Raw genomic sequence first — 25240 nt, 5'->3', positions numbered from 1 at the left:
GGAAGTGTTTTGCCGTACCGACGCTCCCCGCGTATCATTTGCGACATGGTTGGTCGGAGATTGATATGTCGCTTTACAGTGCTGGCGTCGAATACGGCATCCATTGCCTGCTGTTTCTGGTAGGCGAGGGCGGTGACAGCCGTGATTCCAGTGTGCGCGACCTGGCCCAGTTGCAAGGCGTGCCGCAGGAATACCTGGCCAAGGTCTTCACCAAGCTGGCGCGTGCCGGGTTGGTGGCCGCCACCGAAGGCGTGCGCGGTGGCTTCCGCCTGGCACGACCGGCGGCTGAAATCACCGTGCTGGATATCGTCAACGCCATCGACGGGCCGAAGAAGATTTTCGATTGCCGCGAGATTCGCGAACGCTGCACGCTGTTCGAGGGCTCGCCGCCCGCTTGGGCGACGGAGGGCACCTGTGCGATTCATGCCGTGATGCTGGGGGCGCAGAAGCGCATGGAAGAGGCGTTGGCGCAGCAGACCATCCTCGACCTGGCGCGGCGTTTCGGGCGCAAGGCCCCGGCCGAGTTCGGTCAACAGGTGAATAGCTGGATGGAGGAGCGGCGCGAGGGTAAAGGTGGCGGGGACATACCGGTCAGCCAGGTCTGAATATGTTATCTGTACCGGCCTATTCGCGGGTGAACCCGCTCCCACAGGTACTTCACAGGTCTTGAAAGCTGTGGTGACCCTGTGGGAGCGGGTTCACCCGCGAATAGGCCGGTACAGGAGTCACGCTTTCAGCGACCCTCATGCTGGCGCCGATAGGCCCCCGGCTGCACCCCCACCGCCTTGGCAAACGCCCTGGTAAACGCTGCCACCGACTGATACCCCACCTGCGCACCCACCTGCTCCACGGTATTCCCCGCCCGCAGCAACTGGCTGGCATGGCGCATGCGCAGCGCCAGCAGCACTTGCCCCGGCGATTGCCCGGCCAGTTCATTGAAGCGCTTGAAAAACGCCGACCGCGACAAGCCGGTGCAGGCGGCCATGCTCTCCAGTGTCCAGGCTTGCCCCGGTTGTTCGATCAACTGTTCCAGCAACCCGGCAAATGCCGGCTGGCGGGCGAGGGCGACCAGCCCGCCCAGTGGCCGCCCGGCAATGACCTGCTGGCGCAGCACGTACAGGAACAACAGGTGCGTCAGGCGCTCCAGCAACGTCTGCGACGGGGCGGCGGCCCGCCGGCATTCTTCCAGAATGAGCTCGAACAGCGCCCGCGCCGCACTGCCGGCGGGGTCTTCGGCGCCCAGCAGGATCCAGTCGGCCAGGCCTTCGACAAGCAGTGAAGACAGGCCGGACTGGAAATGGAAGAAGCCACAAACCAGCCCGACGCCGTCGCTGGCTTCGCTATCCAGTGCCTGCATGGCCTGGCGCGGTTGGGCGCAGGCGTCGACCGGGTCCTGATCGCTGGACAAGCGATAGGCAAGGTCGCGCAACAGGAATACTGCATCTCCCTTCTCCAGGCGCACCGGTTGCGGCTGGCCGTCGATGTGCAGCCAGCAATGCCCTTGCACTACCAGGTGGAAGCTGGCGCGTCCCATGCCTTGGGTGCTGGCGTGCCAGCCACCGCAGTAGCGGCCGACATGAAACAGGCTGGCATCAAGCTCCAGGCCCTCTAATAACCAATCGACAAGGTGGCTGGACGAAATCATCTAATACAAAGACTCAGGAACAAGGAAAGGCGACTGATGAATATGGAGGGTAATTCTTATAACCAACAGACTGTAGTGACACCCATCAAAGGAGACCACTCCATGTCCTCGCGCATTACTTTACACACGCTGCAGAGTGCTCCGGAAGCGGCCCGGCCGTTTCTCGAGAATGCCCAGAAGAATTCCGGCTTCATCCCCAACCTGCTGGGCGTGCTGGCCAACGCCCCGGCGGCGCTGGAAACCTACGTGACCGTTTCGGCACTCAATGGCAAGTCCGAGCTGAGCCTGGCCGAGCGAGAAGTGGTGCAACTCATTGCTGCCACCCTGCATGGCTGCGATTTTTGCGTGGCCGGCCACACCGCTGTGGCGCTGAACAAGGCCAAGGTGCCGCAGGAGGTGGTCGATGCCCTGCGTGCCCGTGGCGAACTGCCCGATGCCCGTTACGAAACCCTGGCCGCATTTGCTCGCGAAGTGATTGCCACCCGTGGCAATGTCAGCGAGGCCACCTACCAGGCCTTCCGTGAGGCTGGCTTCAGCGAAGGCAACGCGCTAGAAGTGATTTTGGGGGTCAGCCTCGCAACCCTGTGCAACTTTGCTAATGTTTTCGCCCAAACGCCACTCAACGACGAGCTTGGCAAATACCGCTGGCAGCCTTCTGCGTAGCCCGCGTGTGAGAGCGGCCCTGACGCGGTCGTTGTAGAAGCGGCCTTGTGCCGCGAATGGGCCGCCAGGCGGCCCCGGCGTTCAAAAGGAGCAAGACCATGCAAGATTGTGCATTTCGACACTGGCTGGATGCCAATGCCGAGGCAATCGACCGGGGCCTGTGCGAACCGCAGCAGGTGCTGGCGCAGATCGCCGAATCACAGCTGTTGCGCATTGGTGTCGACCCGGCCCTGGGCGGCACGGGCGGGCAGGTGACCGACGCGGTCGAGGCGATTGCCGCCATCGCCAGCCGCTCGTTGGCCGCAGCCTTCGTCTGCTGGGGCCAGCGTGCCTTTATCGAATACCTGCTGCACAGCCCCAACCAGCCCCTGCGCGAGCGCCTGCTGCCGCGCTTGCTGACAGGCGAGCTGGCCGGCGCCACCGGGCTGTCCAACGCCATGAAGTTCCTTTCCGGTATTGAAGCGCTGCAGGTGCGTGGCCGGCCGGCAGCCGATGGCTGGCACCTGGAAGGGCGCCTGCACTGGGTGACCAACCTGCGTAAAAGCGGCTTCGTGGTGGCGGCGGCCATCGAGGATGAGAACGGCGGGGCACCGTTTGTGCTGGCCATTCCTTCTGACGCCCAGGGCCTGGAACGCTCCGACGACTTGCAACTGATGGGCCTGCAGTCGAGCAACACGGCGGCACTGGCCTTCCACCAGGTGCCGTTGGCGCGTGACTGGCTGCTGCACGAGAATGCGCGCGAGTTCCTGCCACGGGTACGCCCGGCATTCCTGGCGCTGCAGTGCGGCATGGCCATCGGCCTGGCGCGACGGGCGCTGGAAGAGGTTCAGGCGCACCTGCACGGTCGCGCCTCGTTCCTCGACGAAGCCCTGCAGGTGCTCAGCGAGCGCCTGGAAAACACCGTCAGCGAGCTCAAGCAGGGCCTGCTCGAAGGCCGCTTCCAGCAACAGCCGGCGGCCTTGTTCAAACTGCGCATCACCTTGGCTGAATGTGCCGCCGATGCAGTCCAGCTAGAGTTGCAGGCCAGCGGCGGCAGGGCCTACCTCAACGAGTATGGCGAAGGCTTCGCCCGCCGCTGGCGTGAGTCGGCCTTTGTGCCGATCGTCACCCCCAGCCTGGTGCAATTGCGCGCCGAACTGCAACGCCAGGCGGGCGCGGCATGAGTGAAGTGTTGCTCGAAGCCCGCGACATCAGCCTGGGCTACCCGCGGGAGGGTGGCTGGCAGCAGGTGCTGGAGCAGTTCGACCTGCAGTTGGCGCCAGGCGAAGTGGTGAGCATTCTTGGCCCTAGTGGCGTCGGCAAATCCAGCCTGCTTCGGGTGCTGGCCGGTCTGCAACAGCCCCGCAGCGGCAGTGTGGCCTTGCACGGCCAGCCGCTGCAGGGCCCGCACCCCCGGCTGGCGGTGGCTTTCCAGGACCCGAGCCTGCTGCCCTGGCTGAACCTGGAAAAGAACGTCGCCTTCGGCCTGGACTTTGCCCGCCAGCCCAAGCTGGCAGCTGACGAGCGGCGCGCGCGCATCGACAATGCGATTGCCGCCGTGGGCCTGGCCCACGCCCGTGGCCAGTACCCGGCGCAGTTGTCCGGTGGCATGGCCCAGCGCACCGCGCTGGCCCGCTGCCTGGCCCGCCAGCCCGAAGTGCTACTGCTCGACGAGCCGTTCGGCGCGCTGGATGAAGTGACCCGCGCCGACATGCAGCAACTGCTGCTGCAACTGATCGCCACCCACAACACCGCGGCGGTACTGATCACCCACGATATTGACGAAGCCCTGCTGCTGTCCGACCGGGTCCTGCTACTGGGCAACCACCCAGCGCACATCCTGGGCCAGTGGCACATGGACCTGCCGCAGCCGCGTACGCAACGGGTCGAAGAACTGGGCGCCCTGCGCATCGAAATCCTCAAAACCCTTCGGCGGGCAAGCCGCACAGTCGAACCTACCTCAACCCCGTTGCCCTCGGAGGCTGTCCATGTGCATGGATGACTGCTGTTCCTCTTCATCGCGTCGTGATTTTCTCAAGCTCGGTGCCATGCTCACGGCCGCTGGTGCGCTGCCATTGCTCTCGAGCCTGCAAGCCCGTGCCGCTTCCGAGCCCGACGCGCCAGTGCGTATCGGCTACCTGCCAATCACCGACGCCACGCCATTGCTGGTGGCGCATAACAACGGCCTGTTCGAGGCCGAAGGCATCAAGGCCGAGCGCCCGGTGTTGCTGCGCAGCTGGGCGCAGGTGATCGAGGCGTTCATCTCCGGGCAGGTCAACGTCATCCACCTGCTGTCGCCGATGACCGTATGGGCGCGCTACGGCAGCAAGGTGCCAGCCAAGGTAGTGGCCTGGAACCATGTGGGCGGCTCAGGCCTGACCGTGGCGCCCGACATAAGCGACATGAAACAGCTCGGGGGCAAGACCGTGGCCATCCCGTTCTGGTATTCGATCCATAACGTGGTGTTGCAGCAGATGCTCAACGACAATGGCCTGACGCCGGTATCGAAGCCGGCCAATGCGCAGTTGGCGGCCAACGAAGTCAACCTGTTGGTGCTGCCACCATCCGACATGCCGCCAGCCTTGGCCAGCAAGCGTATTGCCGGCTACATCGTCGCCGAGCCGTTCAACGCCCTGGCCGAGAACCTCAAGGTTGGCCGCGTGCAGCGCTTTACCGGCGATGTATGGCGCAACCACGCCTGCTGCGTGGTGTTCATGCATGAGCATGACCTGAACAACCGCCCGGAATGGTCGCAGAAGGTGGTGAATGCCATCGTCAAGGCCCAGCACTGGACCCGCGACCACCGCGCCGAAGCCGCTGCGTTGCTGTCCAAGGCCGGCCCCAACAAGTACACCCCGCACGAGCCCGGGGTGCTGGCCAAGGTGCTGGCGCCGGCCACCGAGGACCGTGCCGGCTACGTTGCCAGTGGCGCCATTCGCCATCAGCAGTGGGACGAAAAGCGCATCGACTTCCAGCCATACCCGTTCCCCAGTTACACCGAAGAGCTGGTCAAACGCCTGAAAACCACCTTGATCGAAGGCGACAATGCCTTCCTTGCCGGGCTGGACCCGGCGCAGACAGCCCGCGACCTGGTCGACGATCGCTTCGTGCGTAATGCCATCGCTGCGGTTGGTGGCCCGTCGGTGTTCGGTATTGCCGACAACTTCGAGCGTAGCGAGGAGTTCGCCGTCTGATGCGCACGCATGTCGTACACGCCAGCCTTGGGCTGGCTGGGTTGCTGGCTTTGCTGCTGCTGTGGTGGGCCGGTGTTGCCGTGTTTGGCCAGGCCGAAGGGCTGTCGGCGCGCTTTTCGCCGGCGGCAACCTTGGCCAGCCTGGTCGAGCTGTTGGGGCAGGGTGAGGTTTACGGGCACATCTGGGTCAGCCTCAAGCGCATCCTGGTCGGGTTGCTGCTGGCGCTGCTGATCGGCGTGCCGCTGGGCTTGCTGGTGGGCAGCTACCGGCACCTGGAGGCGGCAACCACCCCGGCGTTCCAGTTTCTGCGCATGATCTCGCCGTTGTCGTGGATGCCGGTGGTGGTGATGTTGATGGGCGTGGGTGACCAGCCGATCTACTTCCTGCTGGCGTTCGCCGCGTTATGGCCGATCTTGCTGAACACCGCGGCAGGGGTGCGGCAACTGGACCCACGCTGGCTGCAACTGAGCCGCAGCTTGAGCGCCACGCGCTGGGAAACCTTGTGCAAGGTGATCGTGCCGGGGGTGATCGGCCACGTGCTGACCGGCGTGCGCCTGGCCATCGGCATTCTGTGGATCGTGCTGGTGCCGTGCGAAATGCTCGGGGTGAGTGCGGGATTGGGGTATTTCATCCTCGATACCCGCGACCGGCTGGCGTATTCCGAACTGATGGCGATGGTGCTGCTGATTGGCGTGCTGGGGTTTGTGCTGGACGCGTTGGCGCGTGCGCTGCATCGGCGCTGGGTGCATGGCTGAGGGGCCAGTGAGGCGCCTTCGCGGGTGAACCCGCTCCCACAGGGATAACGCAGGTTTTGAAGCCTGTGGTGTACCTGTGGGAGCGGGTTTACCCGCGAATAGGCCCTTGGATCAATGCACGGTCTTGCGCTGCCGTACACATTCCAGCGCCTGGGCGGCCAGCTCATCCAGCCGCTCATCGCGCATCTGCTCCGCTTCGATCATTGCATCCTCACCCTGCTGGTTAAGCAGGTAGGTGTGAATCTGCATCACTTCAGCGGTCTGATAAATCGGCGCAATGTCCAGGCGCCCGATCAGCGCACCACTGGCATGGCCGGTACTGCTCATCAGCACCTGCGGCCCATTGGCGGCCACCACCTGCATGCCCATCGCCTCGAACCACGGCACCTGGCTGGCAAAGGCGTTCAGTTCCACGCAGGCATGGCGAGCCTGCAGGTCGCCCAGCAGGGCGCGGGCGGTGCCCTGGCGGCGATGGCTGGCGCGCACGGCAAGAAATGCCAATGAACACGCCTGCTCATCGTCCTCGGACGGCAGCGACAGGGCAAAGCCCAGCAACTGGTCCGGCGCCTCGGCATCCAGTGCAAGGGTCAGCGCCACGGCAAGGCCGCGGGTGCCATCCAGCGCTTGCAGGTACTGGTGCACCTCCATGCCGACGCCGTACTGGTACAGCGGGTACAGCGGGTTGTCGGCGGTAATGGCGACACTGCTCAGTTCGCCGACATGGTGGATCACCAGTTCGCGGATCTGGTTCTGGAAAGATTCGGGCGGCACGCTGTCGAGGCGGCTCAGGATGAACATCGGGGGGCGGGCTCCGGCGGGTGGGAATACAGCCCGGGCCAGGTTGGCGCGGGCTGTACAGTTTAACCGGTTTTGCCGTATCAGCCTTGTTGCTGTAGTGCACCAAGCATCAGGTCGAGGTTTTGCACTGCCGCGCCGGAGGCGCCTTTGCCCAGATTATCGAACACTGCGGTCAGCAAGACCTGGCCATGCTCGGGGTTGGCATACAGCGCCAGGCGCAGGTCGTTGCTGTCGTTCAATGCCTCGGGGTCAAGGTTTGCAGCTGCGCCTTGCTGATGCAGCGGCATCACCTGCACATGGCGTGCGCCCTGGTAATGTTGCTCCAGGCAGGCCTGTAGCTGTTCGGCGCTGACCTGGCCCGGTAACAGGCGCAATTGCAGCGGGATACTCAGCACGATGCCCTGGCGGTAGGCACCGTAGCCAGGCATGAACACCGGCCGTGCCGACAGCCCGGCATGTTGCTGAATTTCGGGTACGTGCTTGTGCGCCAGCTCCAGTCCATAAAGTTGCAAGACCGGGGCATTACCTGCACCGGGTTGTTCGTGGCGCTCGACCGCCGCACGGCCACCGCCGGAGTAGCCGGAGATGGCATGGATGCCCAGCGGGTAGTCGGCTGGCAGTAACCCGGCCTTGACCAGCGGGCGCAGCAGGGCGATGGCGCCAGTGGGGTAGCAGCCCGGGTTGCTGACGCGCTTGCTGTGGGCAATGCGTTCGGCCTGCTGGTCGTCCAGTTCTGGCAGGCCATAGACCCAGCCCGGGGTGGTGCGGTGCGCCGAACTGGCGTCGATCACCCGCACCTGCGGGTTGTGGATCGCTGCCACGGCTTCACGAGCGGCGTCGTCGGGCAGGCACAGCAGGGCGATGTCGGCGCTGTTGATGGCCTCGCGGCGGCGCTGCGGGTCTTTGCGCTCGGCCTCGGGCAGGGTGAGCAGGCGCAGGTCGCTGCGGCCTTGCAGGCGGGCATGGATTTGCAGGCCGGTGGTGCCTTGGTCGCCGTCGATGAAGACAACAGGAGTGTGCATGTTCGGGTCCGGTTTGGGAAAGATGGCCTATGCTCGCCTGTGGCTTTGGTAATGAAAATTTGAATATGATGATCGATGTATTCAGGTTTTCTGAACAAGCCAGTCAGTGCCGGCCTATTCGCGGGTAAACCCGCTCCCACAAGGTTGGTGCTGGTGTTGATAAAAGTGGTGAACCTGTGGGTTTACCCGCGAATAGGCCGGCACTGACCATGCGCGAAATCAGCCTCGACCGCCTCCGCACCCTGGTGGTCATCGCCGACCTGGGTTCTTTTGCCGAGGCCGCCCGCCAGCTCAACCTGGCACCGCCCACCATCAGCCTGCATGTGGCCGAACTGGAGGCACGTATCGGCGCCCCCTTGCTCAGCCGCACCCGTGGCCAGGTGCGCCCTACGGCCATTGGTGAAACGCTGCTGGCCCGTGCCCGCCGCCTGCTGGCCGACGCCGACCTGGCGCTGGACGAAGTACGCCGTCAGGTCGAGGGGCTGACCGGTCGGGTACGCCTTGGCGCGTCTACCGGTGCTATCGCCCACTTGCTACCGCAGGCACTGGAGCACCTGCGTGTGGACCATCCGGGGATCGACGTGCAGGTGCAGGTGCTGACCTCCCAGGCGTCGCTGGGGCGATTGCGCGAGGGGACGCTGGACATCGGCCTGGTGGCCCTGCCGCAGGTCGCCGGCAAAGGGCTGACAGTTACTCCTTGGCGCCGCGACCCGATCCTGGCCTACGTACCGGCCGACTGGCAGCCGCCGACGAAGGTCACACCGGCCTGGCTGGCGCAGCGGGCGTTGATTCTCAACGACAGCAGTACCCAGCTGTCACGGGTTACCGGGGAATGGTTCGCGGCAGCGGGGTTGTACCCCGAGCCGCGGATCGAGCTGAACTACAACGATGCGATCAAAAGCCTGGTCGGGGCCGGGTACGGTGCGACGTTGTTGCCGCAGGAAGGCGAGGCAGCCGAACTGGACCGGCGCATTGCGCGCCGGCCGCTGCGACCAGGGTTGTGGCGGCAGTTGGGTATCGCCTGCCGGGAGGGCCAGGTGGAACGGGCCACGGGGTATGTGTTGCAGGCGTTGGGGCGGTTACGGCAGTGAGGGCACAGGAGGCTGCAAAGCAGCCCCTGGTTCATCCCCGTTCTCGCACCCGGACCGCGGTCACCGTCTCCCCACCTACACCCCAGTTGTCGGTGGGCACCTCTTCGATCACCACAAAAGTACTGGCCGGTGGCTTGCCCAGCACTTCCTGCAACAGGCGGGTCGTGCCTTCGATGAGCTGGCGCTTGTGCTCGGCGCTCACCCCTTCATCGGTCACGCGGATATGTACATAAGGCATGGCTGCGCGCTCCTCTGATCAGTGCCAGGTGCCAGCGGTGCTACCGCCATCCACAGGCAGAATCACACCGCTGACAAAGCGTGAGTCGGCCAGATAAAGCACCGCGTCAACCACGTCCTGGGGCGAGCCGGTGCGGCCACTGGGCGACAACGCGCCCATCCCCTGAATATTGCCGCCATGCAGCGGTGTTTCGATGATCCCCGGTGCCACGGCATTCACCTGCACGCCACTGGCCGCCAGCTCCAGTGCCAGGCCTTTAACCGCCTGGTTGAGGCCCCCCTTGACCAGTACCGGCAGCAGGGCGGGCACGCGGGTATCCGGTTGCAGGGCGATGGAGGCAGTGATGGCGATGATCTGCCCATACCCTTGCCGGGTCATGATCCGCGCCGCTTCCTGGGCCGGGTAAAAGAAGCCTTTGAGGTTGGTGCCGACCAGGGCGTCGACATCGGCCTCGCTGTACTCGACAAACGGTTTGGCAATGAAGATGCCGGCGTTGTTGATCAGGATGTCCACGCCGCCAAAGGTTTGCAGGGCGGTAGCGAACAGCCGCTGCGCCGTGTCGGCCTCGGCAATGTCGCCCGCCACGCCAATGAAGCGCGAGGTGTTGGCGAGGCGTGCGGCGGCCTGCTCCAGGCGCGCCTGGCTGCGGGCATTACCGATTACGTTGTCGCCGCGTTCGAGGAAGGCCTGGGCCAGGGCGAAACCCAGGCCGCTGGAAGCTCCAGTGATAATGACGGTGCTTGGCTTGTTCATGTGCGTGTTCTCCAGTGATGTGAGCCATGGGCTCGGTGTCGCGTCACTGTAGGCCGCTACCAGTGCTTGAAAAATGAGGCGAAAAGCATTTCAATCGATACATCATGTAATCAATAAGGCTGTTATGAGCCGCCATTTCGATGACCTGCAACTGGGCAGCCTGGAGCTGTTCTGCCTTGCCGCTGACAGCGGCAGCTTCACTGCAGCAGCCACAGAGGCCGGCGTGACCCCGGCGGCGGTCAGCCGCAGCGTGGCGCGTCTGGAGGAGCGCCTGGGGGTACGCCTGTTCGTCCGGACAACGCGGCAGATGCGCCTGTCGAGCGCAGGCCAGGCGTATTACCAGCAATGCCGACAGGCGCTTGGGCAACTGGTCGAGGCTGAGCGCCAGGTGACCGGCGGGCAGGTCGAGCCGAGCGGCCGCCTGCGCATCAGCGTGCCCACGCCCTATGCCCACCACCGGCTTTTGCCACTGCTGCCGAAATTTCGCCAACGTTACCCGAAGGTGCAGGTGGACGTGCATGTCAGCAACCGCAACGTAGACTTTGCCGAGGAACCGTTCGACCTGGCCGTCCGTGGCCGCGAACCGGCCGATTCACGTTTGGTGGCACGCCGCCTGGAGGATGCCGAACTGGTGGTAGTGGCCACGCCAGGCTATCTGGCCAGGGCAGGTGTGCCTCGGGTACCGGAAGATTTGCTGCGGCACGAATGCATCCAGTTTGAAATGCCCAGCAGTGGCCGCCGCCCGCCGTGGAGCTTTCGCCAGAATGGCCGCCAGGTGGAACTCGAAACCCAGGGCGCGTTCACCTGCCAAGGCGATTTTCTCGCCACTGCCACGCTGGTGCGCCATGGCGGTGGGCTGATGCAGGCCTACCGGTTTACCGTGCAGGATGCGTTGGCCAAGGGTGAACTGGTGGAGGTGCTCACCGAATTTGGCGGGACTTCGCGGCCGTTTTTGCTGATCTACCCACAGGCGCGGCACATGCCGCAACGGGTGCGGGTTTTCATCGATTTCCTGTTTGCCGAGACCGGGCGGCCGCTCCTATGAGGGGGCGGGGCAGGCAAGGGCCTACTATGCTTTTGGCTGCGTCGAGCCAACGCGCCTCGACGAACCCTATGGTTTTCCAGGAGAACGCTCCATGAAATCCACGAAATGCATACCCTTGTTGGTGATTGCGTCCGTCCTCAGCTTTGCCGTGCAGGCAGACCCTGCGAGCAACTGTGAGGCCAAGATCAAGGAACTTGATGATTTCCACAAGGCCAGTGGCCAGGCGATGCATGGCGGCATGGCCCATGACTTCAAAGTCCACCTGCAAAATGCCAAGGATGCTCAGAGCAAGGGTGATTTTACCCAGTGCCAGGCCTCGGCGGACCAAGCCAAGACCATCTATAACAAGGCGCGTAGCAAGTAAGCCTTGGTCGGCCCCTGCGCGGCGTTACCCGCGAAGGGGCCGGTGCAGGATGGCCCCGCTGTCAGAACCAGCGATCGTTCTTCTTCCGCCCCCGGGTCAGCGCCGGCAAGATCAGCCCCGCCAGCAAGCCCGCGCCGGCAATGCTGCCGCCATACACCATGTAGCGCATCATCACCTGCTTGTTCTCGTCACCCAGGCGCGCCTGGGTATCGCGCAGGGTCGACTGGCTCTCATCGAACTGTTCATTCAGCGCCTTGTTGCGCGCCTCCAGTTCGTCGATCAGTTTTTTCCGTGAGTCGAGGGTTTCCTGCATGCCCTGCACGCGGCTCTTCCAGCTGTCGTCGATGGTCTTCAACTGCCCGGTCAGCTCCGAGACCTGGGCGTCGAGCTGCGGCAGGCGCTCGTTCTGGCCCGGCACCGCCTGCAAGTCGTTGCTGAGTATCCACACCACATCGCCATTCTGCCCACGCACTTGGCTGTAATTGCCCTGGGTGCCGAGCAGGGTCAGCTGTTGCCCGGACTTCAAGGTACCGACAATGCGGTGGCCGTCGGTGGGGCCGCTGCGCACATAGGTGCTCAGGCTGTCGCTGACCCAGCGTGCGTCACTGGCGGGCTCTTGGGCGTGCACCGGCGCGGCAAGGGCCACCAAGGCGGCAATCAGGCCGCCGCGCAGGGCAGGGAGGACGGAAGCGGTTGGGCGGGAATCGGGCATGTTGGGTCTTCGCTGAAACAGGACAAAAGTAGGCCGGTGACTGGGCCGGTGAACCGGTCGGTGAGTTGACCGTCAGCCAAAGACCTTTTTTTTGTCAGCAGGTTCACTACCTGATATCGGAAATGTCTGCAGGATATTGCAGAACTCGCCCCTGAGCGCTTCACCGCCGATCATCCTGTGAATTCAACCGGACAGCCGTTTTTCATGCGCAAGGGTGGGGCTAGACTCAAAGTCCATACCCTTCATGGAGCAAGGCCATGACTGCCAAAAACACCATCTGCCTCTGGTACGACAACGATGCCGAAGAAGCCGCCAACTTCTACGCCAGCCTCTTCCCGGACAGCAAGGTGGTCGCACTGCACCAGGCGCCAGCTGACTACCCATCGGGCAAAGAGGGCGATGTAATTACCGTCGAATTCACTGTTATGGGCATACCCTGTGTGGGGCTAAATGGCGGCTCGACGTTCAAGCACTGTGAGGCGTTTTCGTTCCAGGTCAGTACCGAAGACCAGGCTGAAACCGACCGCTTGTGGGATGCGATCATCGCTAATGGCGGCGAGGCCAGCGTGTGTGGCTGGTGCAAGGACAAGTGGGGGATCTCCTGGCAGATCACCCCCCGTATCCTGATCGAGGCCATCGGCCACAGCGACCGCGCGGCGGCCAAGCGGGCGTTCGAGGCCATGATGCAGATGGACAAGATCGATGTCGCCAAGATAGCAGCGGCATTGAAGGGGTGATCCCCCAGGTGTTTCATGGGCTGCGGTTATCGATTTGCCCTGGAAAATCGCTTATCGAGGGGGGCGCTGTTCCTTAACTCAAGTGGCGCCCCCGAACCAGACGCTGTACCAGCCCGCGCCAGCAAGGGACCGGGCGGGGCTGGCGTGTCAGGTTTCGGACACTTCGCTCGCTGCTGCCGCAACCTTCACCGAAGCCTTCTTCTCCTGTACCACGATGTAGAACTCCTCACCATGCTTCACCGCCCCATACAACACGGCCTTTTCGATCAGTTCGTTGCCGCGCAGATGGCGCAGCATCATCGGGTCTTTACGCAGGTCGCGGTACAGCGCCAGGCACAGCAGCACCATCACCACCACAAAGGGCAGGGCCACCACGATGGTCAGGTTCTGCAACCCGGTCAGCGCCTGGCCCGGGTCGCGCGGGTCGCCGATTGCCAGCATGATCGCCGCCACCGTCCCGGTGAGCGCCCCCCAGAAAATCACCGTGCGCCGCGAGGGTGCAGTGGTGCCGTGTTCAGACAGCGTGCCCATCACCAGTGACGCGGCATCGGCACCGGAGACGAAGAAGATGCCCACCAGGATCATCACCAGTACCGAGGACACCGATGCCAGCGGGTAGCTGTCCAGCAGCTGGTACAGCGCGTGGTTGCTGTTCACCGCACCGTTGGCCAGCTGGAAGGCGCCTTCGCGCAGGGCATCGATGGATGCACCGCCGAAAATGGTGAACCACACCAGGCTGACCAGGCTCGGCACCAGCAGCACGCCGGTAACAAACTGGCGGATGGTGCGGCCGCGGCTGATGCGGGCGATGAACATGCCCACGAACGGTGTCCAGGAAATCCACCAGGCCCAGTAGAACACGGTCCAGCCGGCCAGCCAGCTGTTCATTTGATCGCCGCCGCTGGCGTTGGTGCGGGCCATCATTTCCGGGAGCATCTTGATGTAGATACCGATCGAGGTCGGCAGCAGGTTGAGCATGAGCAGGGTAGGGCCGACCATGAACACGAACACCGCCAGCACCAGAGCCAGCACCATGTTGGTGTTGGACAGCCACTGGATGCCCTTACCGACGCCTGACACCGCCGAGGTGACGAAGGCAATGGTTAGCAGGGTGATGATGGAGATATAGAACAGCTTGCCGGGGCTTTCGATCCAGCCGTTGTACTCCAGCCCGCCGGCAATCTGCAGCGCCCCGAGGCCCAGCGAGGCCGCCGAGCCGAACAGCGTGGCGAAGATCGCCATCATGTCGATCAGGCGACCGAGCGGGCCATTGGCGTGCTTGCCGATCAGCGGCCGGAAGGCGGCGGATATCAGTTGCGAGCGGCCACGGCGGAAGGTGCCGTAGGCAATCACCAGGCCAACGATGGCGTACATGGCCCATGGGTGCAGCGTCCAGTGAAACAGGGTGGTGGCCATGGCCACCTGCATGGCTTCGCTGGTCTGCCCTGTTGCCGAGCCGGGGGGCGGCGTCACATAGTGCGATAGCGGCTCGGCAACGCCGAAGAACATCAGGCCGATACCCATGCCGGCGCTGAACATCATTGCCACCCAGGACACCGTGCGGAATTCTGGCTGTTCGCCATCACGGCCCAGGGGCACGCGGCCATAACGGCTGGCGGCCAGCCACAGCACGAACACCACGAAAAGCGTGGAGGTGAGCACGAAGAACCAGCCAAAGTTGAGAATGACCCAGGATTGCGCACTGGAGGCGTTGCCGGCCAGGCTGGCCTGGTTGAGGAGGCCCCACAGGACGAACGCGATGGCCAGGAGGCTGGTGAAACCAAATACGATCCAGTCGAGCTTGCCCTCAAGACGTCGGTCCTGGCGGGCTTCTGCGGTTTTCGAGGGGTCCGTCACGCCAAGGTCGAGTGTTTCGGTGATGTGTTCCTTTGCCATGAATGAGAGGCCCTTGGTGGATTACCTGCACGCGCAGGCTTGTTGTTGTGGGCTACCGAGTTCGATGACGGCCTCGGCGGAGAGATTGCCGGGCGATTATCCTGTGCCCTAAACCGCTGATCCTGTCCCGTAAACGTCCTGGGGCGTCCATTGCGCGACCTGCCAAATACTTTTAGTTCTGGGGGCGATGGCCCTTTCTGTCTCGCGTTCTGGTACCCTGTTGGCATTACCCTGGCCTGCACATCCGAGCACCGTAGAAGCGCTGCTGCTTGCAGGCCAGGCCGCACCAGGAAACGGAGATTCGTCAATGGCCACTGACCGTGTGAGCCTGATTCATTTCGATAAATTGAGCATGAGCCCTGCCGCTGCCGACCGGTTCCAGAAAGCCCTCGACGCGCTGGCAGCGCTCAAGCTGCAGGACCGTTACGTGTACCTCATCGCTCCTTATCTGGGTGATATCGCTGACGCCTCTGACGCTGAGCAACTGGACACCGCCCTGGGCCAGTGCATTCGTGTGGTCGATGAGCTGCTGGCCGCCAGGTCGGTCACCAAAGCCAAGTCTGAAGAAGTACGCCAGGTGTTCCAGAGCGCTGCCGAACGTGCACGGGCAGAAATGCCCGGCTGAGTGGTGGCATGGCCAAAGACATCGACAACCCCTGCGTCTCGTTATGCCAGCTCAACAGCGAGCTGTGCGTGAGCTGTGGCCGTACCCGTGACGAAATTCGCAAATGGCGGGGCATGAAGCGCCCGGAAAAGATGGCCACCGTGCAGCGCGCGGCAACGCGCATGAAAGCTATCGCCAAGAAGGCAGCCAAGCGGCAGAATGCTGACTGATCCTGCGTGCCCTGCACGCGGCCTAGCCTGATTTGCCTGACGAGCCTGAAATGGATTCTCACTCGCTGTTTGCGTTTACCCTGGTCGCCGCCATCGCGATCGCCAGCCCTGGCCCCGCCACCCTGATGGCCATCAACAACAGCCTTGCCCACGGCCAGCGCAGTGCTATCTGGTCGTCGCTGGGCAATGGCTCGGGCCTGTTCTGCCTGTCGGCTGCGGCCATGCTTGGGCTGGGCGCGTTGCTGGCCAGTTCCGAAGTACTGTTCAACGCCGTCAAGATCCTGGGGGCAGGCTATCTGTTCTACCTCGGTGCGCGGCAGTTGCTGAAAAAGAGCCCGATGCTGGAGCAGGGCACTGCCGAGGGTGCTGTCAAGGTACCGCCCACACCGCTGAAGTTGTACAAATCGGCTTTCCTCACAGCGGTGACCAACCCCAAGGCAACCATGTTCTTCACTGCGCTGTTCCCGCAGTTCATCGAGCAGGGGGCGGCACTGTTGCCGCAGTTCCTGACCCTGACCGGGATTTTCGTGGGCTTGTCGCTTGCTTCGCTGAGCTTGTATGCCGCACTGGCGGCGCGGGCCAAGGGTGTGTTGACCCGGCCGTCGATGGCACGCTGGGTGAGCCGCGTGGTGGGCACCACCTTTATCGGCTTTGGCGCGGCGATTCTGGCAATGCGCCGGCAGGGCGCCTGAGGCATTGCTCGCCCGTTTCGTTGCTGACCGATAAAAGGCCGCGCCTCCATCCGCTCATAGTCCAGACTGTCTACAGCACGTGCAGATGAATGCTGCGGTCGAGCACAAGATGTGGCAGCGTTTGGCCGCCACGCCGGGTCGCCGGATGTTACATGTGCCGAGGGTTGTAGATGATCGAGCGTTGCTTGCGCCAAGCCTTGCTGCTGTTGCCTTGCCTGTTGCTGCCCTTGGCAGGCGCAGCCGACGAGCCATGCCGACGGCTGACGGCTACCGGTAACCCTGAATACCCCCCTTACCTGTGGCGCGACCCGCAAAACCCTCAGCAACTGATCGGCGCCAATGCCGACCTGCTCAAGTTGCTGGGCAAGCAGCTGGGGCTGGACATCGAGTTTGTTTACGCTGGGCCGTGGTCGCGCGCGCAGGAAGAAGTGCGCACCGGGCGGATCGACTTGATGGCCGGGTATTTCCTGACCGAGGCGCGCCGACAGCAGATGGACTTTGTCGCCCCGCCATTCCTGCATACCCCCAGCGTGGTCTGGGTGCGCCGGGAAAATGCCTTTGTCTACGGGCAATGGGCCGACCTCAAGGGCCGCAAGGGCGGCACCCTGGTCAGCAACAGCCATGGCCAGCAGTTCGATGAATACGCCCAGGCCAACCTCACCCTCGAAGCGGTGCCCAGCGCCCGGCAGGCGTTCGAGAAGCTGATGCACAAGCGCAGTGACTACGTGGTCTACGAGCAGTACCCCGGGATGGCGCTGGCGCGTACGTTGGGTATCACCGATACCCTGCAGGTGTTGGAACCGCCTGTGTCCAGTGAAGGGTTGTACCTGGCGATGTCACATGAATCGCCCTGCAACAAGCCGCAGCTGCGTGAGGCGCTGGCGCGGGAGATGGCGAAAATCGTTGGCGGGGCGTTGCCTGAGCAACTGCTGCAGCAGAACCTGGAGCGGTGGCAGTAACAGCCCTGGTACGCGCTCCTACAGGGACCGTGCCAGTTGTTCGGCTTCCTTGGCCTGGGACACGTTGACCGCACGGGGCAGGGTGATGTCGTTTTTTGCGGCAAGGATTTCGGCCATGACACTGACGGCAATTTCGGCTGGGGTCTTGCTGCCAATGTAGATGCCAATCGGGCCATGCAGGCGCTGCAGCGAGGTCTCGCTTTCGCCGAAATGTTCGATGAGGCGCTCGCGGCGCAGCTGGCTGTTACGCCGTGAGCCGATGGCGCCGATGTAGAACGCAGGGCTGTGCAAGGCTTCGAGCAGGGCCAGGTCGTCCAGCTTGGGGTCATGGCTGACGGCGACGATGGCGCTGCGAACGTCAGCGGCGAAGGCGCGGACCACGTCGTCCGGCATGCCGGGCAGCAGGTTGACCCCGGGGATATTCCAGCCTGCCGTGTACTCCGGGCGCGGGTCGCACACCGAAACGTTGAAACCGTTGAACAGCGCCATGGTAGCGAGGTACTCGGCCAAGGCGCCGGCACCGATCAGCAGCAGGCGGTAGCCGGGGCCGAGGGTGCTGAGCATGCGCTGGCCGTCGAAGCTGAACAGTTCGGGTGTCCCGGTGGCACAGAGGCTGGCTTCGCCGCTGCGCAGGTTCAGCTCACGGCGCACCAGGTTTCCGCGGTCGAGGCAGGCCAGCAGTTGGTCCAGGTGCGCCAGTGAGGGGGCAAATTCCAGCACAAGTTCCAGCGTGCCGCCGCAGGGCAGGCCAAAGCGGTGGGCCTCGTCGGCGCTGACGCCATAGCGCACCACTTGGGGCTGGCCGGTGGGCATGCCGGGGCCGCCGTAGGCCCTGGTGTAACGGTGGATGAGATCGTCTTCGATGCAGCCGCCAGAGACACTGCCCACCACGCGTCCGTCGCTGCGCAAGGCCATCATCGAGCCGACCGGGCGAGGGGAGGAGCCCCAGGTGCGAGCGACCGTGGCCAGCAGGGCGCGATGGCCAGCGGCGAGCCAGTCTCGGGTGGTGCGCAAAACCAACAGATCAATGCTTTCCATGGGGTTCCATTAAACCTGATGTTCAAGGGTGGCTATGATGGCCTCTTCGCGGGCACGCTCGCTCCCGCAGGTACTGCACAAATTTCCTGAGCGGCGTGTTCCTGTGGGAGCGAGCGTGCCCGCGAAGAGGCCGGTGCATGAACCACGGCAAATCAGCGCATATGCAAGATGATCGGGCTGCTGCTGGCCGGGTCGGTATGACCACGCAACTTGCCTACCGCCTGCGCATCCACCGCACCCCCCTGGTTGCCCCAGGCCGAACGCACAAAGCTCAGCACCTCGGCAATGTCCTGGTCACTCAACTGCGCGCGGAAAGCCGGCATGCGATAGGCATCCGGCACACCGGCAGCCACCACCCGCTGCGAACCATTGAGGGTGATATTGATCGCCGAGGCGTTCTCCATGGCCAGTGCCGAGGTGGCGCCTGCCAATGGCGGCATCCATTCGGCCTGGCCTTTGCCGTCCAGACCGTGGCAAGACGCGCAGTGGGTCACATAGGTGTGCGCCCCCGGGCTGTCGAGCCGTGCCGCTGCCGATTCGGCCTGGTACTGCCATGGCGCGCCGTCACGCTGTGGGTCGCCGGGCAGTGATTTCAGGTAGTGGGCAATGGCGGCCAGGTCATCGTCATGCATGAATTGCGTGGAGTTGTTGAACGCCTCGGTCATCGAGCCGAACACCACGGCATGCCGGTTGCGCCCGGTTTTCAGGAACTGCGCGATTTCTGCCTCGCTCCAGCGCCCCAGCCCGGTGTTGTGGTCGGCGCGCAGGCTCGGAGCGTACCAGCCGTCGAGCAGGGCACCTGCCAGGAACGGCTTGCCGCCTTCATCCAGGGCCTTTTCGTTGAAGGCCAGGCCGCGTGGGGTGTGGCAACTGCCGCAGTGGCCGGGGCCCTGGACGATGTAGGCACCTCGGTTCCACTGCGCATCCTGCCCGGGCTTGTCAGCGTATGGCGTAGTGGCGGCGAACAGGCCATTCCACACGGCAATGGGCCAGCGCAGGTTCAGCGGCCAGGGGATGTCGCTGGCCAGGTTAGCCTGCCGGGCGGGTTGCACGCCGTGCATGAAGAACGCATACAACGCCCTTACATCATCATCGCTGAGCTTGGCGTAGGACGGGTAGGGCATGGCCGGGTACAGCCGCCGGCCACCGGGCGCGACACCCTGGCGTACGGCGCGGTCGAAATCGGCCAGGCTGTAGCTGCCGATACCGCTGTCGCGGTCCGGGGTGATGTTGGTGGCGTGGATGGCCCCCAGCGGGGTGGCCATTTCCAGCCCACCCGCGAACGGTTTGCCTTCTGGCAGGCTGTGGCAGGCCACGCAGTCGCTGAGGCGGGCCACGTACTCGCCGCGGCTGATCAGTGCCGGGTCAGCGGCAGTGGCCTGTGCGTCGGCAAACGGCGAGGCCGGCTCGCGGGTGACATACCAGGCCAGCAGGCCTGCCGCGACCAGGCACGGCAGCGCCAGCCAACCAGCGGTCCTTGCGAAACGATGGGTCATGGGGCGTCCCTTGTGCAGTCAGCTGAAGGTATGGCGGCTCAGTGGCAAGCTGCGTACGCGCTGGCCGGTAAGCTGCGCGACCGCGTTGGCCACTGCCGGGGCTACGGCGGGTAGCGGTGGCTCACCGATACCGCCCATCTTCGCCCCGCTTTCGACAATGCGCACATGCACCCGCGCCATGCGCGAGGGCGGCAGGATCGGGTACAGGTCGTAGTTGCGTGCGCGCGGCTTGCCATCTACGTATACCGCTTCTTCCACCAGCGTCTGCGACAGGCCAAGGGCAACCGCGCCGTTAACCTGGTGTTCGATGATCGCCGGGTTGACGATGCTACCCGGGTCGATGGCCTCCCAGATGTCGTGCACCTTGACCTGGCCGTTCTCGATCGATACCTCGGCGATGACTGCCGCCTCCGAGCCGAACGGCGAGGCCATGGCCACGCCGCGTGCCCGTTTGCTGCCATCCTCGGCGGTGAACGGCCCGCGTTTCCAGCCACCGGACAGCTCGGCGACCGCGTTCAGCAGGTTGGTCAGGCGCGGGTTGTCGCGCAGCAGGTGCAGGCGCAGTTCAAACGGGTCCTTGCCGCCTTTGTCAGCCAGTTCATCAAGGAATGATTCATAGAAGAAGTCGTTCAACGAGTTGCCCACCGAGCGCCAGTAGCCGAGCATGGCCGGGCCTTTGACGTAGATCTGGGCGATGCGCTTGTTGGCGATGGCGTATGACTTGCCGGACAGCCCCTCCAGCGCAGTCGGGTCGATCTTGTCCCCTTGTTTGCCAGCAAGGGCCTCGGTCGGGCCTTCGGTGGCGCTGACCGCTTCGAGGGCCACGGGCATGCCGTCGGCGTCCAGCCCGGCGCGGAACTTCACCACCGCAACCGGGCGCAGCACATCGCGCAGGAATTCCTCTTCGCGGCTCCAGATAAGCTTCACCGGCCGGCCGACCGCTTTGGCCAGGGCAATGGCCTGCGGGTAGGGGTTGGCCGAGTCGTACAGGAAGTGGCGGCCAAAAAAGCCGCCCAGCAGGGGCGAGTGCAGGTTGATTTGCGCAGGCTCCAGGCCGGTGCGCTTGGCAATGTCATCACGGAACATGTCCGGGGCCTGGTTGGGCAGCCAGACGTCCAGGCTGCCGTCGGGGTTGAAGCGGGCGAGGGCGGACGGTGGCTCGAGCTGGGCATGGTTCAGGTACTGGTTGTGGTAGCTGGCCTCGACCTTGGTTTTGGCATTGCTCAGGGCGCCGGCGATATCGCCTTGGTTTTCTTCATCGCGGGCCGGGCCCTCGACCGTGGCGAGGTGTTCACGCCAGGCATCGCTGGAAAAGTCGGCCGGCATCGGCCGCACTTTGCTGTCGGCAGCCGGCTCTTTCCAGTCCACCTGAATCGCCTCCACCGCACGCTTTGCGTGCCACCAACGCTCAGCAACCACGGCCACGGCGCCCGGCAGTTGGTGCACTGAATGCACACCTTTCATGGCCTTGACCTGGTCTTCGTTGCGCAGGCTGCCCACGGTCATGCCCAGGCGTGGCGCGTGCTGCACGGCGGCGTGGAGCATGCCGTCGACCTTTATGTCGATGCAGTACTGGGCCTTGCCGGTGGACTTGTCGTAGGCATCCAGGCGGCGCACGGGCTTGCCGATCCAGCGGAACTGGCTGGGGTCGCGCAGCTTGACGGTGGCCGGGTCGGGTACCGGCAGGTCCATGGCTCGCCCGGCAAGTTCACCGTAGGGTATCGAACGCCCTGTCGTGGTATGTACTACGTTACCTGGTGTGGTCGAGAGTTCCTCGACCGGCACGCCCAGTTGTTGGGCGCCCGCCTGTAGCAGCATGGCCCGGGCAAGGGCTCCCAGGCGGCGCATGGTCGGGTAGCTCATGCGTACCGACATGCTGCCGCCGGTGATGCGCATGCCGTTTTCCATCACCACGTAGGCTTCGCCCGGTGGTGCGCTATCGACCACGAAGTTGACGGGGTCGACATCCAGCTCTTCACCCACAATTTGCGCCATGGCGGTGAAGGGGCCTTGCCCGCCTTCCATGAAGGGGCTGAGCAGGCGAACCGTGCCGTCTGGGCGAATCTCCAGAAACGCCGGCACCTGGGTGCCGCGTTCTGCAGTTGCCACGCCCGCGGCCTGCACGCGGGCCGAGCCCATGGGCAGGCCGAAACCCAGCACCAGGGCGCCGACTGCGGTGCCGGCAAGAAAACGCCGCCGCGACAGGTTGACGGTTTCGCCCAGTTGCAACTTGAGCAGCTCTGCGGGGCTATCGACTGGCGTGTTCATCAGGCCTGCTCCCCTTGGGCCAAGTCATGCACGGCAGCATGGATGGCATTGTAGGTGCCGCAACGGCACAGGTTGACCATGGCCGCGTCGATCTGCGCATCACTGGGCTTGGGGGTGTGCTTGAGCAACGCCGTGGCGGCCATGACCTGGCCAGACTGGCAGTAGCCGCACTGGGCTACCTGGTGCTCGACCCAGGCCGCAACCACCCGTTTGCCAACGGCATCGGCTTCGATTGCCTCGATGGTGGTGACCTCGCGCCCCACCACACCGGCCACTGGGGTGACGCAAGCGCGGACCACGTTGCCGTCCACCAGCACCGAACAGGCGCCGCACTGGGCCAGGCCGCAGCCGTACTTGGTGCCGGTCAGCCCCAGGTCGTCGCGGATCACCCATAGCAAGGGCGTGTCGGCGTCCGCCTCGACCTGATAGGTCTGCTGGTTAATGCGTAGTTCCATGGTTCACCTGCCAGTCATCGGTTGCTGTCGCTGTGTTTTTCTGTGCGGGAATACGTTGTTCCCCAGAGAAGAAACGCTAGCACAGCGGGGTGACCGCTGGTCTGGTGGCGGGGGCAGGTTCAGAGGATCAGGCAAGCAATCCGGGGGAATGCGCAAGCCTGTACCGGCCTCATCGCCGGCAAACCAGCTCCCACAGGGCGGCGTAAGGGTTGAAAGATATGCAGTCCCTGTGGGAGCTGGCTTGCCGGCGATGGGGGAGGCAAACAGGACTTCTGGCGTGAAAACCCGGATAATACCGGCCAATTTCGTTTTGCACGCTTAAATCACGGTAATCCCGCATGGAAATCAAGGTTAATTTTCTCGACAATCTCCGTCTCGAAGCCAAATTCGATGACTTCACGGTGATCGCCGACCAACCGATCCGCTACAAAGGCGATGGTTCGGCCCCAGGCCCGTTCGACTATTTCCTGGCGTCTTCGGCCTTGTGCGCGGCTTACTTCGTCAAGCTGTACTGCCAAGCCCGCGACATCCCAACCGAAAACATTCGCCTGTCGCAGAACAACATCGTCGACCCGGAAAACCGCTACAACCAGATCTTCAAGATCCAGGTCGAGCTGCCCGAGGACATTTCAGACAAGGACCGCCAGGGCATCCTGCGCTCCATCGACCGCTGCACGGTCAAGAAGGTTGTGCAGACCGGCCCTGAATTCGTGATCGAAGTGGTCGACAACCTCGATGCCGATGCCCAGGGCCTGCTCATGCCGGTGGCGGACACCAGCACCTACATCCCTGGCAAGGACCTGCCGCTGGAGCAGACCATCGCCAACATGTCGGGCATCCTCGCCGGGCTGGGGATGAAGATCGAGATCGCTTCGTGGCGCAACATCGTGCCCAATGTGTGGTCGCTGCACGTGCGCGACGCGCAGTCGCCGATGTGCTTCACCAACGGCAAGGGCGCGACCAAGGAAGCGGCGCTGGCCTCGGCGCTGGGCGAATTCATCGAGCGCCTGAACTGCAACTTCTTCTACAACGACCAGTTTTGGGGCGAAGACCTGGCCAACGCGCCGTTCGTGCACTACCCGAACGAGCAGTGGTTCAAGCCTGGCCCGCGTGACGCGCTGCCGGCCGAGATCCTCGACGAGCATTGCCTGGAAATCTACAACCCGGACGGTGAGCTGCGTGGTTCGCACCTTTACGACACCAACTCTGGCAACACCGCCCGGGGCATCTGCTCGCTGCCGTTCGTGCGCCAGTCCGACGGGCAGGTGGTGTACTTCCCGTCCAACCTGATCGAAAACCTGTTCCTCAGCAACGGCATGAGCGCCGGCAACACCCTGGCCGAGGCGCAGGTGCAGTGCCTGTCGGAAATCTTCGAGCGCGCGGTGAAGCGCGAAATCCTCGAAGGCGAGCTGTGCCTGCCGGACGTGCCGCAGGAGGTGCTGGCCAAGTACCCGGCGATTGTCGCCGGCATCCAGGGCCTTGAAGAGCAGGGCTTCCCGGTGCTGGTCAAGGATGCCTCGCTGGGTGGCGAGTTCCCGGTCATGTGCGTGACCTTGATGAACCCGCGCACCGGTGGCGTGTTCGCCTCGTTCGGGGCCCACCCAAGCCTTGAAGTGGCGCTGGAGCGCAGCCTCACGGAGCTGCTGCAGGGCCGCAGCTTCGAAGGCCTGAATGACCTGCCGCAACCGACCTTCGAAAGCCATGCGCTGACTGAGCCAAACAACTTCGTCGAGCACTTCATCGACTCCAGCGGCGTGGTGTCGTGGCGCTTCTTCAGCGCCAAGGCCGACTTCGAATTCGTCGAGTGGGACTTCTCCGGTCATGGCGAGGACTCCAACCAGCAGGAAGCCGCAACCCTGTTCGGCATTCTCGAAGACCTGGGCAAGGAAGTGTACATGGCGGTGTACGACAACCTTGGCGCTACCGCCTGCCGCATCCTGGTGCCGGGCTACTCGGAAATTTACCCGGTTGAGGATCTTATCTGGGACAACACCAACCGCGCCCTGTCGTTCCGCGCCGACATCCTCAACCTGCACAGCCTCGACAGCCGCTCGCTGAAGTTGTTGCTCAAGCGCCTGGACAACTGCGATGTGGATGACTACACCACCATCACCACGCTGATTGGTGTGGAGTTCGACGAGAACACGATATGGGGCCAGTTGACCATTCTCGAGCTGAAGCTGCTGATCTGCCTGGCGGTGCAGCGCTTCGAGGATGCCAAGGAGCTGGTCGAGGCATTCCTGCAGTTCAACGACAACACCGTCGAACGCGGCCTGTTCTATCAGGCACTGAACGTGGTGCTGGAAGTGCAGCTGGATGACGAGCTGGCGTTGGATGACTACGAAGCCAACTTCCGCCGCATGTTTGGCAATGCGCGCATGGACGCAGTACTGGGTTCGGTGGACGGCAGCGTGCGCTTCCATGGGCTGACCCCGACCAGCATGAAGCTCGAAGGCCTCGACCGCCATCTGCGCCTGATCGAGAGCTACAAGAAGCTGCACGCAGCCCGGGCCAAATTCGCCTGATAGCTGCTGTCCCGCTCGTTATTGTGTGCTGGCTGTACCGGCCTCATCGCCGGCAAGCCAGCTCCCACAGGTACTGCACCG

The 25240-nt window shown here is 63.8% G+C and carries 26 protein-coding genes; 15 read left to right on the top strand and 11 right to left on the bottom strand.

What is annotated here, in order from left to right; all coding sequences use genetic code 11:
* The first annotated feature begins 65 nt into the window (after positions 1–65).
* A complete protein-coding gene (locus tag JOY50_RS07645) occupies positions 66–605 on the top strand; it encodes an Rrf2 family transcriptional regulator (RefSeq protein ID WP_243055019.1) in 540 nt (179 codons plus the stop codon).
* Positions 606–733: 128 nt separating this feature from the next.
* On the opposite strand, the gene JOY50_RS07640 is transcribed toward JOY50_RS07645, so the two are convergent.
* Positions 734–1645: an AraC family transcriptional regulator gene (locus JOY50_RS07640; protein ID WP_243055018.1), complete on the bottom strand. Its 912-nt coding sequence runs from the start codon at positions 1643–1645 to the stop codon at positions 734–736.
* A 102-nt stretch (positions 1646–1747) separates the two neighbouring features.
* On the opposite strand from JOY50_RS07640, the gene JOY50_RS07635 reads away from it, so the two are divergent.
* From JOY50_RS07635 to JOY50_RS07615, 5 genes are all read left to right on the top strand, one after another.
* The gene (locus JOY50_RS07635) at positions 1748–2308 is read left to right on the top strand and encodes a carboxymuconolactone decarboxylase family protein (protein ID WP_138737043.1); all 561 of its coding nucleotides are present in this window, start codon (positions 1748–1750) and stop codon (positions 2306–2308) included.
* A gap of 98 nt (positions 2309–2406) precedes the next feature.
* Positions 2407–3471, top strand: a complete 1065-nt coding sequence (locus JOY50_RS07630; RefSeq protein ID WP_132843649.1) for an acyl-CoA dehydrogenase family protein — start codon at positions 2407–2409, stop codon at positions 3469–3471.
* Complete coding sequence (locus JOY50_RS07625; protein WP_132843646.1) at positions 3468–4289, top strand: ABC transporter ATP-binding protein; 822 nt, start codon at positions 3468–3470, stop codon at positions 4287–4289. The genes JOY50_RS07630 and JOY50_RS07625 overlap by 4 nt, the downstream gene beginning before the upstream one ends.
* On the top strand, positions 4276–5481 hold the full coding sequence (locus JOY50_RS07620; protein WP_138737041.1) for an ABC transporter substrate-binding protein: 1206 nt from the start codon (positions 4276–4278) through the stop codon (positions 5479–5481). Before JOY50_RS07625 ends, JOY50_RS07620 begins: the two co-directional genes overlap by 14 nt.
* Positions 5481–6236: an ABC transporter permease gene (locus JOY50_RS07615; protein ID WP_132843641.1), complete on the top strand. Its 756-nt coding sequence runs from the start codon at positions 5481–5483 to the stop codon at positions 6234–6236. The genes JOY50_RS07620 and JOY50_RS07615 overlap by 1 nt, the downstream gene beginning before the upstream one ends.
* Positions 6237–6347: 111 nt before the next feature.
* Here JOY50_RS07615 and JOY50_RS07610 read toward each other — a convergent pair whose 3' ends face one another.
* Entirely contained in the window at positions 6348–7034 is a 687-nt protein-coding gene (locus tag JOY50_RS07610) for a GNAT family N-acetyltransferase (protein WP_243055017.1), read from the bottom strand.
* An 80-nt stretch (positions 7035–7114) separates the two neighbouring features.
* On the bottom strand, positions 7115–8056 hold the full coding sequence (gene argC, locus JOY50_RS07605; protein WP_132843636.1) for an N-acetyl-gamma-glutamyl-phosphate reductase: 942 nt from the start codon (positions 8054–8056) through the stop codon (positions 7115–7117).
* Positions 8057–8265: 209 nt separating this feature from the next.
* Here argC and JOY50_RS07600 point away from each other — a divergent pair, with 209 nt between their 5' ends.
* Entirely contained in the window at positions 8266–9147 is an 882-nt protein-coding gene (locus JOY50_RS07600; RefSeq protein WP_132843633.1) for a LysR family transcriptional regulator, read from the top strand.
* Positions 9148–9178: 31 nt separating this feature from the next.
* Here the strand turns inward: JOY50_RS07600 and JOY50_RS07595 are convergent, their stop codons facing one another.
* Positions 9179–9385: a 4-oxalocrotonate tautomerase family protein gene (locus JOY50_RS07595; protein WP_132843630.1), complete on the bottom strand. Its 207-nt coding sequence runs from the start codon at positions 9383–9385 to the stop codon at positions 9179–9181.
* 18 nt (positions 9386–9403) lie between these two features.
* Positions 9404–10138 (bottom strand): SDR family NAD(P)-dependent oxidoreductase, encoded by a 735-nt coding sequence (locus JOY50_RS07590; RefSeq protein WP_132843628.1) that lies wholly within the window; start codon positions 10136–10138, stop codon positions 9404–9406.
* A gap of 124 nt (positions 10139–10262) precedes the next feature.
* On the opposite strand from JOY50_RS07590, the gene JOY50_RS07585 reads away from it, so the two are divergent.
* The gene (locus tag JOY50_RS07585) at positions 10263–11183 is read left to right on the top strand and encodes a LysR family transcriptional regulator (RefSeq protein WP_132843625.1); all 921 of its coding nucleotides are present in this window, start codon (positions 10263–10265) and stop codon (positions 11181–11183) included.
* Positions 11184–11274: 91 nt separating this feature from the next.
* The gene (locus JOY50_RS07580; RefSeq protein ID WP_132843622.1) at positions 11275–11547 is read left to right on the top strand and encodes a hypothetical protein; all 273 of its coding nucleotides are present in this window, start codon (positions 11275–11277) and stop codon (positions 11545–11547) included.
* 61 nt (positions 11548–11608) lie between these two features.
* Here JOY50_RS07580 and JOY50_RS07575 read toward each other — a convergent pair whose 3' ends face one another.
* The gene (locus JOY50_RS07575) at positions 11609–12259 is read right to left on the bottom strand and encodes a TIGR04211 family SH3 domain-containing protein (RefSeq protein ID WP_132843619.1); all 651 of its coding nucleotides are present in this window, start codon (positions 12257–12259) and stop codon (positions 11609–11611) included.
* Between the two features lie 257 nt (positions 12260–12516).
* Between JOY50_RS07575 and JOY50_RS07570 the strand changes: the two genes are divergently transcribed.
* Entirely contained in the window at positions 12517–12996 is a 480-nt protein-coding gene (locus JOY50_RS07570) for a VOC family protein (RefSeq protein ID WP_132843617.1), read from the top strand.
* A gap of 147 nt (positions 12997–13143) precedes the next feature.
* On the opposite strand, the gene JOY50_RS07565 is transcribed toward JOY50_RS07570, so the two are convergent.
* A complete protein-coding gene (locus JOY50_RS07565; protein WP_243055016.1) occupies positions 13144–14892 on the bottom strand; it encodes a BCCT family transporter in 1749 nt (582 codons plus the stop codon).
* A 307-nt stretch (positions 14893–15199) separates the two neighbouring features.
* Between JOY50_RS07565 and JOY50_RS07560 the strand changes: the two genes are divergently transcribed.
* The 4 genes from JOY50_RS07560 (at position 15200) to JOY50_RS07545 (ending at position 17377) form a co-directional block, all read left to right on the top strand.
* Positions 15200–15517, top strand: coding sequence for a hypothetical protein (locus tag JOY50_RS07560; RefSeq protein WP_028613116.1), 318 nt, complete (start codon positions 15200–15202; stop codon positions 15515–15517).
* Between the two features lie 8 nt (positions 15518–15525).
* Entirely contained in the window at positions 15526–15726 is a 201-nt protein-coding gene (locus tag JOY50_RS07555) for a DUF1289 domain-containing protein (protein ID WP_012271937.1), read from the top strand.
* Between the two features lie 50 nt (positions 15727–15776).
* Positions 15777–16418, top strand: a complete 642-nt coding sequence (locus JOY50_RS07550) for a LysE family translocator (RefSeq protein ID WP_243055015.1) — start codon at positions 15777–15779, stop codon at positions 16416–16418.
* 170 nt (positions 16419–16588) lie between these two features.
* Complete coding sequence (locus JOY50_RS07545; RefSeq protein ID WP_243055014.1) at positions 16589–17377, top strand: ABC transporter substrate-binding protein; 789 nt, start codon at positions 16589–16591, stop codon at positions 17375–17377.
* An 18-nt stretch (positions 17378–17395) separates the two neighbouring features.
* Here JOY50_RS07545 and JOY50_RS07540 read toward each other — a convergent pair whose 3' ends face one another.
* The 4 genes from JOY50_RS07540 to JOY50_RS07525 all read right to left on the bottom strand — a co-directional run bounded on the left by JOY50_RS07540 (position 17396) and on the right by JOY50_RS07525 (position 22634).
* Positions 17396–18415 (bottom strand): XdhC family protein, encoded by a 1020-nt coding sequence (locus JOY50_RS07540; protein WP_243055013.1) that lies wholly within the window; start codon positions 18413–18415, stop codon positions 17396–17398.
* A 152-nt stretch (positions 18416–18567) separates the two neighbouring features.
* Complete coding sequence (locus tag JOY50_RS07535; protein ID WP_132843606.1) at positions 18568–19911, bottom strand: cytochrome c; 1344 nt, start codon at positions 19909–19911, stop codon at positions 18568–18570.
* A gap of 18 nt (positions 19912–19929) precedes the next feature.
* Positions 19930–22179: a molybdopterin cofactor-binding domain-containing protein gene (locus tag JOY50_RS07530; RefSeq protein ID WP_138737037.1), complete on the bottom strand. Its 2250-nt coding sequence runs from the start codon at positions 22177–22179 to the stop codon at positions 19930–19932.
* Complete coding sequence (locus JOY50_RS07525; protein ID WP_016487486.1) at positions 22179–22634, bottom strand: (2Fe-2S)-binding protein; 456 nt, start codon at positions 22632–22634, stop codon at positions 22179–22181. The genes JOY50_RS07530 and JOY50_RS07525 overlap by 1 nt, the downstream gene beginning before the upstream one ends.
* 338 nt (positions 22635–22972) lie before the next feature.
* On the opposite strand from JOY50_RS07525, the gene JOY50_RS07520 reads away from it, so the two are divergent.
* On the top strand, positions 22973–25159 hold the full coding sequence (locus tag JOY50_RS07520; RefSeq protein WP_138737036.1) for an OsmC domain/YcaO domain-containing protein: 2187 nt from the start codon (positions 22973–22975) through the stop codon (positions 25157–25159).
* Positions 25160–25240: the final 81 nt, after the last annotated feature.

The sequence above is a fragment of the Pseudomonas sp. BP01 genome (assembly GCF_022760795.1).
GTDB classification, from domain to species: Bacteria; Pseudomonadota; Gammaproteobacteria; order Pseudomonadales; family Pseudomonadaceae; genus Aquipseudomonas; species Aquipseudomonas putida_Q.
The sequence above is the reverse complement of the archived record's forward strand: the minus strand, read 5'-3'. Positions and strand labels throughout refer to the sequence as shown.

What these genes read in the sequence shown, in the direction of transcription:
- JOY50_RS07600 (WP_132843633.1), top strand. Translation starts at nt 8,266, where the DNA reads ATGCGCGAAATCAGCCTCGACCGCCTCCGCACCCTGGTGGTCATCGCC.
- JOY50_RS07595 (WP_132843630.1), bottom strand. Translation starts at nt 9,385, where the DNA reads ATGCCTTATGTACATATCCGCGTGACCGATGAAGGGGTGAGCGCCGAG.
- JOY50_RS07630 (WP_132843649.1), top strand. Translation starts at nt 2,407, where the DNA reads ATGCAAGATTGTGCATTTCGACACTGGCTGGATGCCAATGCCGAGGCA.
- JOY50_RS07580 (WP_132843622.1), top strand. Translation starts at nt 11,275, where the DNA reads ATGAAATCCACGAAATGCATACCCTTGTTGGTGATTGCGTCCGTCCTC.
- JOY50_RS07530 (WP_138737037.1), bottom strand. Translation starts at nt 22,179, where the DNA reads ATGAACACGCCAGTCGATAGCCCCGCAGAGCTGCTCAAGTTGCAACTG.
- argC (WP_132843636.1), bottom strand. Translation starts at nt 8,056, where the DNA reads ATGCACACTCCTGTTGTCTTCATCGACGGCGACCAAGGCACCACCGGC.
- JOY50_RS07575 (WP_132843619.1), bottom strand. Translation starts at nt 12,259, where the DNA reads ATGCCCGATTCCCGCCCAACCGCTTCCGTCCTCCCTGCCCTGCGCGGC.
- JOY50_RS07535 (WP_132843606.1), bottom strand. Translation starts at nt 19,911, where the DNA reads ATGACCCATCGTTTCGCAAGGACCGCTGGTTGGCTGGCGCTGCCGTGC.
- JOY50_RS07610 (WP_243055017.1), bottom strand. Translation starts at nt 7,034, where the DNA reads ATGTTCATCCTGAGCCGCCTCGACAGCGTGCCGCCCGAATCTTTCCAG.
- JOY50_RS07520 (WP_138737036.1), top strand. Translation starts at nt 22,973, where the DNA reads ATGGAAATCAAGGTTAATTTTCTCGACAATCTCCGTCTCGAAGCCAAA.
- JOY50_RS07560 (WP_028613116.1), top strand. Translation starts at nt 15,200, where the DNA reads ATGGCCACTGACCGTGTGAGCCTGATTCATTTCGATAAATTGAGCATG.
- JOY50_RS07640 (WP_243055018.1), bottom strand. Translation starts at nt 1,645, where the DNA reads ATGATTTCGTCCAGCCACCTTGTCGATTGGTTATTAGAGGGCCTGGAG.
- JOY50_RS07570 (WP_132843617.1), top strand. Translation starts at nt 12,517, where the DNA reads ATGACTGCCAAAAACACCATCTGCCTCTGGTACGACAACGATGCCGAA.
- JOY50_RS07545 (WP_243055014.1), top strand. Translation starts at nt 16,589, where the DNA reads ATGATCGAGCGTTGCTTGCGCCAAGCCTTGCTGCTGTTGCCTTGCCTG.
- JOY50_RS07555 (WP_012271937.1), top strand. Translation starts at nt 15,526, where the DNA reads ATGGCCAAAGACATCGACAACCCCTGCGTCTCGTTATGCCAGCTCAAC.
- JOY50_RS07585 (WP_132843625.1), top strand. Translation starts at nt 10,263, where the DNA reads ATGAGCCGCCATTTCGATGACCTGCAACTGGGCAGCCTGGAGCTGTTC.
- JOY50_RS07550 (WP_243055015.1), top strand. Translation starts at nt 15,777, where the DNA reads ATGGATTCTCACTCGCTGTTTGCGTTTACCCTGGTCGCCGCCATCGCG.
- JOY50_RS07635 (WP_138737043.1), top strand. Translation starts at nt 1,748, where the DNA reads ATGTCCTCGCGCATTACTTTACACACGCTGCAGAGTGCTCCGGAAGCG.
- JOY50_RS07525 (WP_016487486.1), bottom strand. Translation starts at nt 22,634, where the DNA reads ATGGAACTACGCATTAACCAGCAGACCTATCAGGTCGAGGCGGACGCC.
- JOY50_RS07625 (WP_132843646.1), top strand. Translation starts at nt 3,468, where the DNA reads ATGAGTGAAGTGTTGCTCGAAGCCCGCGACATCAGCCTGGGCTACCCG.
- JOY50_RS07620 (WP_138737041.1), top strand. Translation starts at nt 4,276, where the DNA reads ATGTGCATGGATGACTGCTGTTCCTCTTCATCGCGTCGTGATTTTCTC.
- JOY50_RS07540 (WP_243055013.1), bottom strand. Translation starts at nt 18,415, where the DNA reads ATGGAAAGCATTGATCTGTTGGTTTTGCGCACCACCCGAGACTGGCTC.
- JOY50_RS07590 (WP_132843628.1), bottom strand. Translation starts at nt 10,138, where the DNA reads ATGAACAAGCCAAGCACCGTCATTATCACTGGAGCTTCCAGCGGCCTG.
- JOY50_RS07565 (WP_243055016.1), bottom strand. Translation starts at nt 14,892, where the DNA reads ATGGCAAAGGAACACATCACCGAAACACTCGACCTTGGCGTGACGGAC.
- JOY50_RS07645 (WP_243055019.1), top strand. Translation starts at nt 66, where the DNA reads ATGTCGCTTTACAGTGCTGGCGTCGAATACGGCATCCATTGCCTGCTG.
- JOY50_RS07615 (WP_132843641.1), top strand. Translation starts at nt 5,481, where the DNA reads ATGCGCACGCATGTCGTACACGCCAGCCTTGGGCTGGCTGGGTTGCTG.